At 70.9% G+C, this 15779-nt stretch carries 13 protein-coding genes; 8 read left to right on the top strand and 5 right to left on the bottom strand.

The genetic code is table 11. The features are described 5' to 3' along the window. Nucleotides 1-72: 72 nt before the first annotated feature. The gene (locus DPM19_RS23860; RefSeq protein ID WP_111870239.1) at nucleotides 73-1011 is read right to left on the bottom strand and encodes a hydroxymethylglutaryl-CoA lyase; all 939 of its coding nucleotides are present in this window, start codon (nucleotides 1009-1011) and stop codon (nucleotides 73-75) included. A gap of 123 nt (nucleotides 1012-1134) precedes the next feature. On the opposite strand from DPM19_RS23860, the gene DPM19_RS23855 reads away from it, so the two are divergent. Genes DPM19_RS23855 through DPM19_RS23835 form a run of 5 tightly spaced genes read left to right on the top strand, consistent with a single transcriptional unit; the run spans nucleotide 1135 to nucleotide 7654 of the window. Further along, nucleotides 1135-1800 carry a GntR family transcriptional regulator gene (locus DPM19_RS23855; RefSeq protein ID WP_111870238.1) on the top strand — a complete coding sequence of 222 codons (666 nt, stop codon included), beginning with the start codon at nucleotides 1135-1137 and terminating at the stop codon, nucleotides 1798-1800. After that, nucleotides 1797-3005, top strand: coding sequence for a CaiB/BaiF CoA transferase family protein (locus DPM19_RS23850; RefSeq protein WP_111870237.1), 1209 nt, complete (start codon nucleotides 1797-1799; stop codon nucleotides 3003-3005). Before DPM19_RS23855 ends, DPM19_RS23850 begins: the two co-directional genes overlap by 4 nt. Nucleotides 3006-3051: 46 nt before the next feature. Further along, complete coding sequence (locus DPM19_RS23845; protein ID WP_111870236.1) at nucleotides 3052-5124, top strand: hydantoinase/oxoprolinase family protein; 2073 nt, start codon at nucleotides 3052-3054, stop codon at nucleotides 5122-5124. A gap of 2 nt (nucleotides 5125-5126) precedes the next feature. Further along, nucleotides 5127-6998 carry a hydantoinase B/oxoprolinase family protein gene (locus DPM19_RS23840; protein ID WP_111870235.1) on the top strand — a complete coding sequence of 624 codons (1872 nt, stop codon included), beginning with the start codon at nucleotides 5127-5129 and terminating at the stop codon, nucleotides 6996-6998. Continuing rightward, nucleotides 6995-7654, top strand: coding sequence for an isochorismatase family protein (locus DPM19_RS23835; protein WP_233510681.1), 660 nt, complete (start codon nucleotides 6995-6997; stop codon nucleotides 7652-7654). Before DPM19_RS23840 ends, DPM19_RS23835 begins: the two co-directional genes overlap by 4 nt. A gap of 71 nt (nucleotides 7655-7725) precedes the next feature. On the opposite strand, the gene DPM19_RS23830 is transcribed toward DPM19_RS23835, so the two are convergent. The 4 genes from DPM19_RS23830 to DPM19_RS34940 all read right to left on the bottom strand — a co-directional run bounded on the left by DPM19_RS23830 (nucleotide 7726) and on the right by DPM19_RS34940 (nucleotide 11806). Continuing rightward, nucleotides 7726-8952 (bottom strand): family 2 encapsulin nanocompartment cargo protein terpene cyclase, encoded by a 1227-nt coding sequence (locus DPM19_RS23830; RefSeq protein WP_233510674.1) that lies wholly within the window; start codon nucleotides 8950-8952, stop codon nucleotides 7726-7728. 87 nt (nucleotides 8953-9039) lie between these two features. Beyond that, nucleotides 9040-9873 (bottom strand): geranyl diphosphate 2-C-methyltransferase, encoded by an 834-nt coding sequence (locus tag DPM19_RS23825; RefSeq protein WP_111870234.1) that lies wholly within the window; start codon nucleotides 9871-9873, stop codon nucleotides 9040-9042. 31 nt (nucleotides 9874-9904) lie between these two features. Beyond that, nucleotides 9905-11317: a family 2B encapsulin nanocompartment shell protein gene (locus DPM19_RS23820; RefSeq protein WP_111870233.1), complete on the bottom strand. Its 1413-nt coding sequence runs from the start codon at nucleotides 11315-11317 to the stop codon at nucleotides 9905-9907. A gap of 231 nt (nucleotides 11318-11548) precedes the next feature. Next, nucleotides 11549-11806, bottom strand: a complete 258-nt coding sequence (locus DPM19_RS34940) for a hypothetical protein (RefSeq protein WP_146778979.1) — start codon at nucleotides 11804-11806, stop codon at nucleotides 11549-11551. A gap of 466 nt (nucleotides 11807-12272) precedes the next feature. On the opposite strand from DPM19_RS34940, the gene DPM19_RS23815 reads away from it, so the two are divergent. The 3 genes from DPM19_RS23815 to DPM19_RS23805 all read left to right on the top strand — a co-directional run bounded on the left by DPM19_RS23815 (nucleotide 12273) and on the right by DPM19_RS23805 (nucleotide 15650). After that, nucleotides 12273-13421 carry an NDMA-dependent alcohol dehydrogenase gene (locus tag DPM19_RS23815; RefSeq protein ID WP_111870232.1) on the top strand — a complete coding sequence of 383 codons (1149 nt, stop codon included), beginning with the start codon at nucleotides 12273-12275 and terminating at the stop codon, nucleotides 13419-13421. A gap of 427 nt (nucleotides 13422-13848) precedes the next feature. Then, a complete protein-coding gene (locus DPM19_RS23810) occupies nucleotides 13849-15057 on the top strand; it encodes a DUF2515 family protein (protein WP_146778978.1) in 1209 nt (402 codons plus the stop codon). Continuing rightward, nucleotides 15057-15650, top strand: coding sequence for a hypothetical protein (locus tag DPM19_RS23805; protein ID WP_146778977.1), 594 nt, complete (start codon nucleotides 15057-15059; stop codon nucleotides 15648-15650). Before DPM19_RS23810 ends, DPM19_RS23805 begins: the two co-directional genes overlap by 1 nt. Nucleotides 15651-15779: the final 129 nt, after the last annotated feature.

The following is a 15779-nucleotide window of genomic DNA, read 5'->3' as shown; positions in this document are numbered from 1 at the left end:
CCGAGGCCGTCAGGGTGGCTCCGAGACGTACCGGCCGGTCAGGGACAGGCGAACCGCCGGAGTTCCGCTGCTTCAGGATCCGCCGTCGCGCTCGGGTGACAGTTCGCCGGGGAAGTCGCCGGCGCGGCCGAGCAGCGCGGGTAGCCGCGCGCCCAGCTCGCCCTCGATGAGGGCGGCGGCGGTGATGAGCCGGTCCAGGTCCAGGCCGGTGTCCAGGCCGGACCGGCGCAGCATGTAGGCCAGGTCCTCGGTGGCGATGTTGCCGGTGGCGGCCGGTGCGAACGGGCAGCCGCCGATGCCCCCGCAGCTGCTGTCCAGGGCGGACGCGCCGGCGGCGATGGCGGCCAGGGCATTGGCGTACCCGGTGTTGCGGGTGTTGTGGAAATGGAAGCGCAGCGGTAGGTCGGTGACCTCGCGTACCGCCTCGACCAGGCGGTGCACGTCGGCCGGCACCCCGACGCCGATGGTGTCGGCCAGCGCGATCTCGCCGGCGCCGGCGTCGGCGCACTGGCGGACCAGTTCGGCGACGCGGTCCGGGCCGACCTCGCCCTCGAACGGGCAGCCGAAGCTCGCCCCGATGGTCGCGGTGACCTTCAGGCCGCCGTCCCGCGCGCCCCGGCTGATCTCGCCGAAGGAGCGCACGGCCTCGGCCACGGACATGCCCTGGTTGCGCTGGCAGAACGTCTCGGTCGCCACCACCACGGCGTTGACCTCGTCGACGCCGGCGGCCAGCGCGCGATCCAGCCCGCGCCGGTTGAGCACCAGGCCGGCATAGCCGACCCCGGGCAGGCGCGGCACCCCGGCCATCACCTGCTCGGCATCGGCCATCTGCGGTACCCGCCGGGGGTGCACGAAGCTGGTCGCCTCGATCCGGGTGACCCCCGCGTCGATCAGCGCCTGGATGTATGCAATCTTCGCGTCGGTGCGTACCGTGACCGCTTCGTTCTGGAGCCCGTCGCGCGGGCCGACCTCGATGATTTCCACACCTGCGCGGACCGTGTTCGCCACCATGGGCCCCTGTCTACCAAGGAAGGCAACATGTATGCAATGCCTAAGAAATATTCACATCAACCCTTGTCAATCCCCGCGGACTCCTACTAAATGTACACATCTCATCAGCGAAGGGCAGGGCGGATGACAGCGGCAAGCGACCGCGCCGTGGACGCGCTGCGGGAGCGGATCCTCCGGGGCGAGTACGCCCCGGGCGAGCGGCTCGGCGAGGTGGACCTCGCCGAACGGCTCGGGCTGAGCCGCACCCCGGTGCGGGAGGCGCTGCGGCGGCTGTCGGCCGAGGGCCTCGTCGAGATCATCACGAACAAGGGCGCCCGGGTGGTGGAGTACCCCCGGCAGGACCTGGACCAGATCTTCCAGATCCGGGCGCACGTGGAGGGCCTGGCGGCCCGGACCGCCGCCCAGTCGGCCTCGGACGCCGACATCGACGGGCTGAACGACATCGCCATCGCCCACAAGGAGCACGCCGAGGCGGGCCGGCTGGACGACGTGTACCGCCTCAACGCCCAGTACCACTCCACCCTCAACGACCTGGCCGGCAGCCCGGTGCTCACCGGCACGGTCAGCTCGCTGATCCACGCCTCGGTCCTGATCCGGACCCTGCACGCGTTCGACGAGGCGGCGATGCGGCGCAGCGTCAACCACCACCTGGAGATCGTCGCCGCGCTGCGCGCCCGGGACCCGGACTGGGCCGAGGCCGTGATGCACGCACATCTGCTGTCCGCGCGCGCGTCCCTGCTCGGGCCGCGCCCGGTACCGGCAGCCACCCCTCTGGAGGAGAAACCATGACCGAGGCCCCTCGCCCGCTGCCCCTGCGGGACGTCCGAGTGATCGAGCTGGGACAGTTGCTCGCCGGCCCGTTCTGCGGGCAGCTGCTGGGCGACTTCGGCGCCGAGGTCATCAAGCTGGAGGACCCGGGCAAGGGCGACCCGATGCGGCAGTGGGGCCGGGAGAAACCGTACGGCAAGTCGCTGTGGTGGCCGGTCGTGGCCCGCAACAAGAAGTCGGTGACCTGCGACCTGCGCACCTCGGAAGGCCAGGAGCTGGTGCGGCGCCTGCTCGCCGAGTCGGACGTGCTGCTGGAGAACTTCCGGCCCGGCACGCTGGAACGCTGGGGCCTGGCCCCCGAACGGCTCTGGGAGATCAACCCGCGGCTGGTCGTCACCCGGGTGACCGGCTTCGGGCAGACCGGCCCCTACTCCGGCCGGGCCGGGTACGGCTCGATCGGCGAGGCCATGGGCGGCATCCGCCATGTCACCGGCGACCCCGACCAGCCGCCGTCCCGGGCCGGCATCTCGCTCGGCGACTCCCTCGCCGCCACCTACGCCGGCATCGGCACCCTCGTGGCGCTGCACGAGCGCACGCTGTCGGGCAAGGGGCAGCTGGTCGACGCGGCGATCTACGAGTCGGTGCTGGCGATGATGGAGTCGATGCTGCCCGAGTGGCAGCAGGCCGGCTACCAGCGGGAACGCACCGGCCCGGTGCTGCCGAACGTGGCGCCGAGCAACGTCTACCCGACCGCTGACGGCGACTCGATCCTCATCGCCGCCAACCAGGACACGGTGTTCACCCGGCTGGCCGCCGTCATGGGCCGGCCGGAGCTCGCGGCCGACGAGCGCTACGCCACGCACAGCGCCCGCGGCGCCAACATGGCCGAGCTGGACGCGCTGATCGCCGAGTGGAGTGCCACCCTCCCGGCCGAGCGGTTGCTGGCGACCCTGCACGAGGGGGGCGTCCCGGCGGGCCGGATCTACCAGGCCAAGGACATGTTCGACGATCCACACTTCGCCGCCCGCGAGGCGATTGTCAAGGTCGCGCACCCCGACTTCGGGGAGCTGGCCATGCAGAACGTGTTCCCCAAGCTGTCGGCCTCGCCGGGCTCGGTGCGCGGCGCCGGGCCGGCGCTCGGCCAGCACAACGACGAGATCTACCGGGGCCTGCTCGGCCTCGACGACCAGGAGATCAAGCGCCTGCACTCCACCGGAGTGATCTAGCAGGCAGAACGGCAGCACCGGCGGGCGCTGTGGAACAGGAGGCCTTGTGCGCTACAGATTGGGTGTGGACGTCGGCGGGACGTTCACGGACATCCTTCTCATCGACGAGGAGACCGGGCAAACCTTCCGGGCGAAGACGCCCTCGACGCCGCACGACCAGTCGGTCGGCGTCCTGGCCGGAATGCGCAAGGCCGCCGCGGCGGCCGGGATCTCCCCGGCCGAGATCGGGCAGGTGCTGCACGGCACGACGGTCGCCACCAACGCGATCCTGGAGGGCAAGGGCGCCCGGGTCGGGCTGGTCACCACCCGCGGCTTCCGGCAGGTGCTGCAGATCGCCCGGTCCTACGTCCCCGGCGGGCTGGCCGGCTGGATCATCTGGCCCAAGCCCGAGCCGCTCGCCGCGCTGGAGAACACGATCGAGGCGGTCGAGCGCATCGGCGCCGACGGCTCGGTCATCACCCCGCTGGACGAGGACGACCTCCGCGCCGGGCTGCGCCGGCTCGCCGGCAACGGCGTGCAGGCGCTCGCGATCTCGCTGATCAACTCCTATGCCAACGGCGCCCACGAGCGGCGGATCGCCGAGATCGCCGCGCAGGAACTGCCCGGCCTGCCGATCTCGGTCTCCTCCAGCGTGCTGCCCGAGCTGCGCGAATACGAGCGGACGATCACCACGGTGGCCAACGGCTACGTCCAGCCGCAGGTCGCCCGCTACATGGAGAACCTGGCCGCCAAGATCACCGAGGGCGGGGTGGACGGCGGCCTGTACATCCTGCGCAGCGACGGCGGTCTCGCCAGCGCCGCGACGGCCGCCGACAACCCGGTGTCGCTGCTGCTGTCCGGACCGGCCGGCGGCGTCACCGGCGCGATCTGGGCCGCCGGCCAGGCCGGGTTCAGCGACCTGCTGACCTTCGACATGGGCGGCACCTCCACCGACGTGGCGCTGGTGCAGGGCGGCACCGCCCGGATCGGCCGGGAGACCAACGTCGGCGACCTCACCGTGCGGGCCGCGTCGGTGGACGTGCGGACGGTCGGCGCCGGCGGCGGCTCGATCGCGCACGTCCCGGAGCTCACCCGGGCGCTGCGGGTCGGCCCGCAGTCGGCCGGCGCCGAACCCGGCCCGGCCGCGTACGGCAAGGGCGGCACCGCACCGACCGTGACCGACGCCAACGTGGTACTCGGCTACCTGCCCACCGAGCTGGCGGGCGGCGAGATCACCCTGGACCGTGCCGCGGCGCGGACCGCGGTCGCGACGGTGGCCGACGCGATGGGGCTGCCCAGCGTCGAGGCCGCCGCGCAGGGGATCATCGACATCGTCAACGAGAACATGTTCGGCGCGCTCCGGCTGGTCTCGGTGCAGCAGGGCTTCGACCCGCGCGACTTCGCGCTGGTGGCCTTCGGCGGGGCCGGGCCGCTGCACGCCAACGCGCTCGGCCGGCTGACCGGCGCCTGGCCGGTCATCATCCCGCCGTCGCCGGGCGTGCTGTGCGCCTACGGCGACGCCACCACCAGCCTGCGCGACGAGGCGGCGCGGACCTACATCCGGCGGTTCTCCGAGCTCACCGACGCCGAGCTGCACGGCATCCTGACCGAACTCGCCGAGACGGCCGCCGCGACGCTGGAGGCCGAGGGCGTGCCGCGGGCCGACCACACCGTCACCTTCCAGGTGGACCTGCGCTACCACGGGCAGGGCTTCGAGATCCCGGTGCCGGTCGACATCGGCACCTTCGACCTCGCGGCGGACGGGCAGGGCAGCGGGCTGGCCGCGCTCGGGAAGGTGTTCGACGCCGAGCACGAGCGGCTGTTCTCCTTCCTGCTCGGCAACGAGCACGAGCTGGTCAGTGCCCGCGCCGCCGTCAGCGGCCCGCGCCCCAACGTCCAGGCCGCCCGGTTGCCCGAGGGCGACGGGGACCCCGCGGCCGCCGCGACCGGCACCACCCTCCTGTACGTGGACGGCGCCGAGACCGAGACGCGGGTCTACGACCGGACGCTGCTGCGGGCCGGCGACGTGATCCCCGGTCCCGCGATCGTCACCGAGATGGACTCCACCACCCTCGTCCTGCCCGGCCACGCCGCGACGGTGCACGTCGGCGGCAGCCTGCTGATCCGTCCGGAGGCCTGACCATGGCACAGATCATCGAGAGCAACCAGGAACCGCGGGCCCGGGTCGACGTCGACCCGGTGACCGTCGACATCATCGAGAACGCGCTGCGCAACGCCCGGCACGAGATGGACGAGGTGCTCTTCCGCACCGCCCTGTCCCCCGGCATCCGCGAGCAGCACGACGAGTTCCCGCTGATCGCCGACCCCGAGGGCAAGATGGTGGTCGGGCAGTTCGGGCTGTCGATCCCGGCGTTGCTGGATCGGTTCGACGGCACGATCGAGGAGGGCGACGTCCTGCTCACCTCCGACCCCTACTCCTGCGACGGCGCGATCAGCCATGCCAACGACTGGCTGGTGGTCATGCCGGTGTACGTGGCCGGGCGGGTCGTCGGCTGGGCGTCGATGTTCGGGCACATGTCCGACGTCGGCGGCAAGACCGTCTCCTCCATGCCGACCGACGCCCACACGATCTTCGAAGAGGGCGTGATCATCCCGCCGTTCAAGCTCTACGCCAGGGGGGTGCTCAACGAGGACGCGCTGAACATCATCCTCAACCAGGTCCGGCAGCCGGACTGGAACCGGGCCGACCTCAACGGCATCGTCGCCGCCTGCCGCACCGCCTCGCGCCGGATCCAGGAACTGTGCGCCCGGTTCGGCGCGGACACCTACCTGTCCACGCTCGACGCCCTGCTCGACCGCAACTACCAGGCGATGAAGGTGCTGCTGACCACGCTGTTCGAGGACGGCGAGACGATCAGCTTCTCCGACTACATCTGCGACGACGGCGTCGGGAACGGCCCGTACAAGCTCACGCTGTCGCTCACCCGCACCGGCGACAAGGTGCTGCTCGACTTCAGCGGCAGCGACCCGCAGTCCCCCGGGCCGATCAACTACTACATCAACGCGAACCTGGCCCGGATGTTCTTCGGGATCTACATGATCACGGTCGCCGACCCGCAGATCCTGTGGAACGACGGCTTCTACCCGCTGGTGGACGTGCACATCCCGGACAAGAGCTTCTGGAAGCCGGAGTTCCCCGCGGCCCTCAACGCCCGCAACCACGGGGTCGGCCGGATCTTCGACCTGTTCGGCGGGCTGCTCGGCCAGAAAACGCCCGACCTGCTCAACGCGGCCGGCTTCTCGTCCTCCCCGCACTTCATGTACTCCGGCCACTACGCCGACGGCGACCGCAAGGGCGAGTGGTTCCAGCTCTACTCCATCGGCTTCGGCGGCATCCCGGGCCGGCCCATCGGCGACGGCCCGGACGGGCACTCCCTGTGGCCCTCGTTCGTCAACATCCCCTGCGAGTACCTGGAGTCCTACTACCCGCTGCGGATCGAACGCTGGGAGACGGTGCCGGACACCGGCGGTGTCGGGCTGCACCGCGGCGGCAACGGGGTCGACGTGACCTACCGGTTCCTGGAGCCGGGGACCATCGCGATCCACGACGACCGCTGGCTCACCTACCCGTGGGGTGTCAACGGCGGTGACCCCGGCGCCCGGGGCCGCAAGTGGATCGAGCGGGCGGACGGCACCGTCGAGGTGCTGCCCAGCAAGGTCCACGACGTGCCGGTGGCCCGGGGTGACGTGCTGCACTTCGTCACCTGGGGCGGCGGCGGCTGGGGCGACCCGCTGGCCCGCGACCCGGAACTCGTCGCCCTGGAGGTGCGCCGCGGCCTGGTGTCACCGGACGGCGCCCGGCGCTACGGCGTGGTGGTGTCGCCGGACGGCGCGCTGAACGAGGCGGCCACCGCCGGGCTGCGCGAGCGGCTGCGCGCGGAGCGGCCCGCCGACCTGCCCGTCTTCAACATGGGCCCACCGCTGGCGGAGATCATCGCCAACTGCGAGGCCGAGACCGGCCTGCCCGCGCCCAGGCCACCGGTGCCGTCGTGACCGACGCCGCCCGCCCCGGTGCGGACGACCTGGCCGGGGACTACGCCTCGGCCGGGTTCGGCCGGACCCTGGAGTGGGGCACCTCCCCCGCGGTGATCGTCATCGACATGGTGCGGGCCTACTTCCAGCCCGGCGCCGAGCTGTACATGGGCAGCCGGGACTGCCTGGAGTCGGCGGCCCGGGTGGTCGAGGCGGCCCGCACCGGCGGGGTGCCGGTGCTGCACACCCGGGTCTCCTACGGCCCCGGCGGGGTGGACGGCGGGCTGTTCTTCCGCAAGGTGGCGGCGCTGCGCCACTTCGTGGCCGACGCCGGCGGCGACCTCGGGGAGATCATGCCCGAGGTCGCCCCGCGCCCGGACGAACTGGTGCTGGTCAAGCAGTACGCGAGCGCCTTCTTCGGCACCTCGCTGTCGGCCACCCTGGCCGCCCGGCGCATCGACACCCTGGTGATCTGCGGGGTGAGCACGAGCGGCTGCGTGCGCGCCACCGCGGTGGACGCCATCTCGCACGGCTACCTGCCGGTGGTCGTGCGCCAGGCCGTCGGCGACCGGGACCCCCGGCCGCACCACAGCAGCCTCTTCGACCTGGCGGCCAAGTACGCGGAGGTCTACGACGAGGCCGAGACGATCGACCGGCTGAAGGGCACGCCGCCATAGGGAGGCCGTCCCGCACCGGCCGGGCGCGGGACGGCCTCGTCCGCACCGCGGCGGGGACCGGCCCCGCCCGGTCATCCCGTGGCGGTGCCGGCCTGTGGTTGCTGCGCGTAGCGGGGGTTGGTGGCGTGCCATTCGACGCCACCGCCCATCCAGGCGCGCAGCCCGCGCAGGAACCGCTGGAGTTCCGGGGAGGGGATGGCCGCCAGCTTGCGGTGGGCGGCCTCGAAGTCGCGCACGATGTCGTTGTGCAGGGCGACGACGATCTCGGTCGCCTCCTGGACGGAGCAGCCCTGGTCCGCGGCGACCAGCAGGACCAGGTTGCAGACCGGCTTCTCGTCGGCGGCGTCCTTCTCCACCGAGTGCAGATCGTTGACGATCACGCTCGCGGTGCCCGCCTGGAAGGCGGCGTTGCGGACCCCGGGGTCGTAGTAGAGGTTGGCGGGGACCTCGTAGCCGCCGACGACGTCGATCAGGGTCATGGAGGTGTAGAAGCTGTCGTGCTGGCGGGCCGCCAAATACTCCCAGGCGGGCGGGTGCTCGCCGGCCTCCCGCCAGGCCGCGTAGGCGGTCCAGCTCACGAACATCGCGAAAGTCGAGTAGCAGATGCGCTGGACCTGGGCGGGGGTGGCGTGGCGGCGCAGGTGGGCGACGGCCGAGTCGAGCATCCGCAGGACCAGGTCGTCCTGCAGGGCCTGCTGGAGCGGCGGGGTGAGGTCGCCGGCGGGCGGAACGGGGTCCATCGCCGACATCGCCAGGGCGAGCCGTTGCGGCAGTTGCGCCGGCACCGCCCCCAGCGCGGTGTCGTCGGCGTAGTAGTCGTCGGCCGCCCACCAGCCCGCGTTCATCTGCGCGGCGACGAGCAGGGCGTCGGGGTCGTCGGTGTCGGGGTGGGCGAGGGTGACCAACTGCCCGAACCTGGCCTTGCCCAGCGCGTCGAGTTCGTGCTCCTCGAACCCGCACTCCCGCGCCCAGGAGACCAGCAGAGCGTCCACGACCTCGGCGAGGCCGTCGTCGATGCGCTCGGGGGTCGGGCAGTAGAGCGGGGTGTGCGACCCGTCGCCCCACGACCGCTCGACGTAGACCGAACCGCCCCGGACGGAGCCCGGCCGCGCTCCGGAGGGGAGCGGGACGACCGTGTCGCGGCTGGGACGCGCGGCGGCCAGGTGCGCGGGCACCAGCGCCGCGGCGGTCCCCAGGCCGGTCGGTCCGGGCGGCGTTCCCCGCCACGCGTCCGCCGGTGCGGCGGGCAGGGGACGCCTGCCGCCGGCCCCGCACGGTCCGTGGTGTGTCGTGGGCATCAGTCTTGTCCACCTGCTCTCTGGTCGGGCTCCGCCCCGAGGGCGCTCCGGGGAGGGACGTGTGCGGGATCCGGCGGCCGTGCGGTCTCAGACCCGGTCGGCGGCGATGAGCAGGTACTGGAAGCTGCCGTCGCGGTACGCCTCCAGGAAGGTGTCCTCGATGCCGGTGGCGACCGCGGCGTTCCGGCGCAGTTCCCAGTAGGGGATCGTGTCGGCGGTCAGGTCGATGACGCTGGCGGGCACGAGCCGGTTGGCCGCCATGGCGCGGAAGTAGGCGCTGCGCGGGTGGATGTCGCACACGTAGTGGGCGTTGATGGCGGAGACCGCCTTGGACGGGAGCCCGTACACGTCGTTGTAGCAGCCGGTGATGGTGACGTACCTGCCGCCGCGGGCGAGCAGCCGGGAGTGCTCGGCGAAGAGGTCGTCGAGGACGACGTACATCGTCGACTCGTTGTTCCAGATCGCCTGGAAGGCCCCGGTCTCGAAGCCGGTGTCGAGCATGTTCTTGAAGTGGAACCGGACCTTGTCGGCCACCCCGCGCCGGGCCGCCTGGTCGTTGGCGAAGTCCACCTGGGACTGGGAGATGGAGATGCCGTCGACCTGGCAGCCGAAGGCGGCGTTGGCCATGATGCTGGAGCCGCCCCGGCCCGAGCCGGCGTCCATCAGGCGGTGTGCGGGCCGGATGCCGCCGAGATGGCTGAGCAGCAGGTTGGCCTGGGCGTTCTCCAGCCGGTGCAGCTCGGTGATGATCGCTTCTTCGCGGATCTCGGGGGCGGCGTCGAGGACGGACCGGTCGGCCTCGCCGATGCCGTAGTGGTGGTGGTAGATCCCCGACACGTCGCCCAGCCGCAGGTTGACCGGGTTGCGCTCGGCGTTCCAGTAGTTGGCCACGTCGTTCTGGTAGTTGCTGACGATGGTCATGCTCGATCCCTTTCCGGATGCGGGGGTTTGTTCATTCGCCGGTCGCAGCGACGTCGACGTTCTCCAGGACGCCGACCGCGTCGGGCACGAGGACCGCGACCGACGCGTAGGCCGAGACCAGGTACTTGATCAATGCGTGCTCGTCGATGCCCATGAACCGGACGTTCAGCCCCGGTTCGTACTCGTCGGGAAGGTCCGCGCGGTACAGGCCGATGACGCCCTGCGCGTCCTCGCCGAGCCGCATCGCGACGATCGAGGTGGTGTTCGCCTCGCTGATGGGGAGCTTGTCGCAGGGGAAGATCGGGACCCCTCGCCAGGCGTGCAGGGCGTGCCCGTCCTCCTGGAGGGAGCCGGGATACAGGCCCCGCCGGCTGCACTGGCGCATGAACGCGGCGATGGCCCTGGGGTGGGCCAGGAACATCCGGGTGCCGCGGCGGCGGGTGAGCAGGTCGTCCATGTCGTCGGGGGTCGGCGGGCCGGTCCGGGTGCTGATCCGCTGGTCGTAGTCGGCGTTGTGCAACAGCCCGAACTCGCGGTTGTTCAGCAGCTCCCACTCCTGGGTCTCGCGGACCTCCTCGACGGCCAGCCGCAGTTGCTCCCGCACCTGGTCCATCGGCTCGCTGTACAGGTCGTGGACGCGCGAGTGGACGCGCAGGACGGTCTGCACGGCCCCCAGCTGGTACTCCCGCGGGGCCGGCTCGTAGTCGACGAACGTGCCCGGCAGCACCGGTTCGCCGTGGTGCCCGGAGGCCAGCGCGATCTCGGCCTCGCCCTTGCGGTTGGCGGGGCGGCCGGCCGCGGCGGCGCGGGCGGCGATGTGCGCGCGCAGCTCCGGCGCCTCGTCGAGGAGCCGCTGGAGGTCCGGCCAGGGCAGCGCCAGGAGGGTGCCGGCGGTCGCGGCCCGGTAGGTGTGCGGCCACACCGGGTCGGGCCGGTGCAGCGCCCCGTCGCCCAGATGCGTTCCGCCGACGAACACGCCGAGGCTCTGGGCGTCGCCGTACTCGCCCGTCCCCAGTTGCTCGATCCGGCCGTGCGCGACGATGAGCACCTCGGCCACCGGGGACCCGGCCGCGGCGATGGTGTCGCCGGGCCGGAAGTCGCGGGGCGCGAACCGCCCGGCCAGCGCGGCGAGCGGTGCCGGGTCGGCGAAGCCCCGCAGCAGCGGGAGTTCGGTGAGGGTGCCGGGGATGATCCGCACGTCGTCGGCGCCCGTCTGGACGAACTCGACCCGGCCCCGCCCGGCGGTCAGCGTGAGCCGCCGGTTCACCCGGTAGGTCCCGCCGGGGACGTCGACCCACGGCAGCTTGCGCAGCAGCCACCGCGGGGTGACGCCCTGCATCTGCGGCACGGTCTTGGCGGTGGTGGCCAGTTGCTGCGCCGCCCGCGTGCCAAGGCTCAGCCGGCCCTGGTCGTCCGGTGACTGGGCGGTGGCCTCTCCGGTCATGCAGAACTCCCCTCTGGCGGGTTTCCCAGGCCAGGACGAACGGTCACGCGACGAACACCCGGCGTCACGGAAGTGGACACTAACCGCCAGGCTTCGCCCCGGAAAAGGAACCGATCACCACAGAAAACAAACGCCCCGCTAGGGAAATTGTCACGGCAGGGATAGGTCGAGTCAAGCGATCGACCCGAACGGCAGGAATGCCACAAATAGACATTCCTCCACATATGCAGATCAATCCAGAACCTCGCCGCCACCGGCCATGAGCTGCGAACTTCGCGAATCACCTGCGGGCGCACCCAGGCCCACCCCGCAAAGATGACGCACCACTTTAATCACCACAAATAGGATATAACCCTTAGCCCGCCACACCAAAAACCGATAAAACCGAATTCTCGCCTTTCCCTCGCCCGGCAGGACGGCGCGGAAACCGCCGCACCAGGCGGGTGCGGCCGCCACGGCGAGCCCCGCTTCGAGCGCTGCAACGATCACTCCCGGTGGGCAGGACAGGAGCCTGGAGACTTCTCCAGGTTGGGAGTACCCTCCGGGCATGGTGCGAGAGCCCAGGGGGCACCCGACCGGGGCCCGCGGTTCCGGCGGCCGGGAGGACACGCGATGACCGATCAACCACTGCGCACGGGCTGACCGAGCCGGATGCGACGGCACCCCCGGAGCCACGATGCGGAGCCGGACGACGATGCGATGCGGGCCCGGCATGATCGCCGAACCGCACCTGTAACCCATAGCTTTCCGAATTAGATTCTAGTACTAATAGCTAGAAACGGATTCGGTCTTATCGGTGAGGAACACGGCATGGGCGACCCTCGCACATGAGCGTGTTCGCCGGGATCTGTCACGGGTGCCCGAGTCAGGGGCAGGCTCGGGCCTCCTTGAACAGCTTCGGTAGGCGCGAGCCGAACCTTCGTTCCCCCCCACCTCTCGACCCGAGGAGGCACCAGTGCAAACCCGAGCAGCGATCCTGTGGGAATCCCACACCGACTGGAGCATCGAGGACATCGAACTCGACGACCCGAAGGCCGGCGAGGTCAAGATCAAAATCGCCGCGTCGGGCATGTGCCACTCCGATGAGCACATGGTCACCGGCGACATGGTCGTCCCCCCGGAGTTCGCGGAACTGGTGGCGCTGGAGCAGTTCCCGGTCATCGGCGGGCACGAGGGCGCGGGCGAGGTCGTCGAGGTCGGCCCCGGTGTCACGACGCTGCAGGAGGGCGACCACGTCGTCCTGTCGTTCATCCCGGCCTGCGGCCGCTGCCCCTCCTGCGCACGGGGCCAGCAGCACCTGTGCGACCTGGGCGCCGTCCTGCTGGCCGGGCGCCAGATCAGCGACTTCACCGCGCGGCACCACTCCAAGAGCGGCAAGGACCTGGGGACCATGTGCTGCACGGGCACGTTCTCCCCGTACACCGTCGTCAACGAGTCGTCCTGCGTCAAGATCGACGAGTGGATCCCGATGGACAAGGCCGCCCTCGTCGGCTGCGGCGTCACCACCGGCTGGGGCTCGGCCGTCAACGCCGCGGACGTGCAGGCCGGTGACACCGTCGTGGTGATCGGCGTGGGCGGCATCGGCATGAACGCCGTGCAGGGCGCGGCCATGGCCGGCGCCCGCCATGTCGTGGCGGTCGACCCGGTGGAGTGGAAGCGCGAGAAGGCGGTCTCGACGTTCGGCGCCACCCACTCCGCCGCCTCGATCGAGGAGGCGATGGCCATGGTCGGCGAGCTCACCTGGGGCGCCAACGCCGACAAGGCCATCCTCGCCACCGGTGTCGCCACCGGCGACCTCATCGCCCCGATGATGTCGATGGTCGCCAAGGGCGGCCGCGGGGTCGTCACCGCGGTCGCGCCGATGACCCAAGAGGACGTCAAACTCAACCTGTTCGAGCTGTCGATGATGCGCAAGGAACTGGTCGGCTGCATCTTCGGCAACGCCAACCCCCGGCGCGACATCCCGCGCCTGCTGCACCTCTACCAGGACGGCCGGCTCAAGCTCGACGAGCTGATCACCACCACCTACACCCTGGACGAGATCAACCAGGGCTACCAGGACATGCGCGACGGCAAGAACATCCGCGGTCTGATCACCTACTGAGCCGGCGGGCGGGGCCGGGGCGGAAGGAGTGGCCGTCCCGGCCGCAGCCCGGCTCGACGACGACGGGGCCCGCCCTACCGGCGGGCCCCGTCGAACGCCAGGCCGTTTCCCGTTGACAACCCCGCAGCACACCAATGGCTTAAAACACAACAAACAGTCGGCCACGATTTGCGATCTAGCAAATGACCAGCTTTGACACTCCGAATATCGGCACCAGCAACACCGGCTCCAAAGCCAGGAGCAGAACCTCCCAGCAGCCCCGCGCACTTCCGCCCCCTACTGTGGCCATACAGCCAAAACATGCGATTCCCGGCTCAGAGAAAAACTCGATCTTGAATTGATGGGCCCTTGACAGGGCCCAGACAAAGGACCGGGATAGGGCCCAGGACCCTGGCCCCTCAGGACACCCAAAAGAAAACTCTTCTTCATGGGATTGTCACGAACAGGCACCCGGGGAGATCGGGGAGATCGCGGGGAATCGGCACTGGCGTACATCGCCGTCATCGTCCTGTTAGCCGGGACGCTCGTCGGCGTCGGCCAGACCGGGATAGGCCAGCGCGTCACCTCCGCCCTCACCTGCAGTGTCGGCAAGGTCCTCACCAACGGGAGATGCGAGACGCCGGGCGTCACCCCGATTTCGCACAGTCCCACCCCGGTCGGGTCGCCGGCGCCCGACCCCGAGGACTACTGGGACATGCTCTGCCGCGAGCTCGGGCTGCACTGCGACGACTGGGACACCAGCCGGGGGCTGTCGTGCAACGACCACAACGTGGTGACGGTCTACGAGTACTACTCCGACCTGTACATGCGGCATCCCGAACTGCAGTGGGCGGGCATGGCCGCGCTCGCCGGCGGGCACGTCTACGGCGGCATGCAGGACATGCACGTGTTACGGAAGGCGTCCCGCGACGTCCGGGAGCAGATCCTGCGCCGGCACTTCCCCCAGATGCCGGCGGTCCTGCTCGACGCCCTCGTCGGGGCCACCGAGGCCGAGTTCGAGTTCTTCGAGGACAAGTTCGTCTCGATGCACAAGCAGATCTTCCGGGACCTCGGCTGGCAGCACATGGCCTATGACCGGGGCGGCATCCAGGAGATGCGCCGGCTGGCCGCGGCGGGCCAGCTGCCGCGCGCCGAGCTGGACGCCTGGGAGGACATCGCGTCCGGCGACCCCGAGCGCATCGCGAACGGCAACGAGGCGCTGCTCTACCGGGAACAGAAGATCATCTTGCAGGACGACTACGACGAGATGAAGGGCCACCACGGGCTGGTGGGGCTGGCCATGACGTACATGATGGGACAGACCACCGAGTCGCCGATCCCCGGTGGGAAGCCGTTCCGGGAGGTGGTCAACGAGGTGGGCACCATCAACCTGCCGGACGAGATCTGCCTGACCCCGTGGGGCCCCTGCCAGAGCCTGGGCGACATCACGGTGCGCGCCCCGTTCGCGACCGGCAACATCGCCACGTTCGACTCGCGCTGGAAATGGATCACCGAGGACATGCTGCCGCGCTACCAGTACCTGCTGGAACACGAACCCGACCGGATACGCGAGGAGATCGGCCGGCCACCGCACGAACTCGCGGACGAGTCCCGGCTGATCCCCATCGGCTACGACCCCGAGGACGGTGTGTGCTGATGAACCTCCGCGCACTGTGCGCCCCGCTGCTCGCCGGGCTGCTGGCGGTCTCCGCGACCGGCTGTGACGGCGGCGGCGAGGCGGCCGGAACCCCCACCCCCGGCGGCCCGGTCCGGGGCGGGCTCGACTGGGACCTGAGCAAGGGCCACACCACGAAGAACGTGCGCTGGCCCAACAAGCTGTCCGCGTTCGAGATGTCCGGCGGGGTGCGGGTGCGCCTCACCCTGCCCGCCGGCCGGAGCTTCGACGGCCGGGTCGAGCGGGTCATGGGCCGGCGCGAGGACGAGACCGTCCGTAACCTCGACCTGTTCTACAAGGCCACCACGACCGAGGACGCCTACGCCCAGGCGAAGCGGCTCGGCGCGCAGTGGGCCGTCGACCTGCGCAACATCGACGCCTGGTACCAGCGGCGCATGGAGCAGCGGCGCAAGGGCCGGGAGGATCTGTCCGACACGGCCTTCACCGGCGACCCGCACAGCAGGCCGCTGGGCGGGCCCGACGGCCCGGCCCCCGCCATCGAGGTGCTCAACTCCTTCGACGACAAGCGCCCCGTGGTGGTGAACCTGTCCTTCGTCTGGCCCCGCCAGGGCTGAGCCGCCGCGCCGGGTGACGTCCCCGCGCGCGGAACGTCCCTGTTCCCGTTCGGTCAGCGGCCCGCGCTCGGCGTGACGTCCCCGTGCGCGGGACGTCCCGGCGCGCGGCCCAGGGTCGGGGCCCGCTGG

This window comes from Actinomadura craniellae (assembly GCF_003289645.1).
Lineage (GTDB): Bacteria > Actinomycetota > Actinomycetes > Streptosporangiales > Streptosporangiaceae > Actinomadura_D > Actinomadura_D craniellae.
This window is presented reverse-complemented; position numbering and strand designations above follow the sequence as displayed.

Coding starts and splice junctions, on each gene's coding strand:
- DPM19_RS23855 (WP_111870238.1), top strand. CDS start 1,135: ATGACAGCGGCAAGCGACCGCGCCGTGGACGCGCTGCGGGAGCGGATC.
- DPM19_RS23810 (WP_146778978.1), top strand. CDS start 13,849: ATGGGATTGTCACGAACAGGCACCCGGGGAGATCGGGGAGATCGCGGG.
- DPM19_RS23825 (WP_111870234.1), bottom strand. CDS start 9,873: ATGACCATCGTCAGCAACTACCAGAACGACGTGGCCAACTACTGGAAC.
- DPM19_RS23860 (WP_111870239.1), bottom strand. CDS start 1,011: ATGGTGGCGAACACGGTCCGCGCAGGTGTGGAAATCATCGAGGTCGGC.
- DPM19_RS23805 (WP_146778977.1), top strand. CDS start 15,057: ATGAACCTCCGCGCACTGTGCGCCCCGCTGCTCGCCGGGCTGCTGGCG.
- DPM19_RS23840 (WP_111870235.1), top strand. CDS start 5,127: ATGGCACAGATCATCGAGAGCAACCAGGAACCGCGGGCCCGGGTCGAC.
- DPM19_RS23850 (WP_111870237.1), top strand. CDS start 1,797: ATGACCGAGGCCCCTCGCCCGCTGCCCCTGCGGGACGTCCGAGTGATC.
- DPM19_RS23830 (WP_233510674.1), bottom strand. CDS start 8,952: ATGCCCACGACACACCACGGACCGTGCGGGGCCGGCGGCAGGCGTCCC.
- DPM19_RS23820 (WP_111870233.1), bottom strand. CDS start 11,317: ATGACCGGAGAGGCCACCGCCCAGTCACCGGACGACCAGGGCCGGCTG.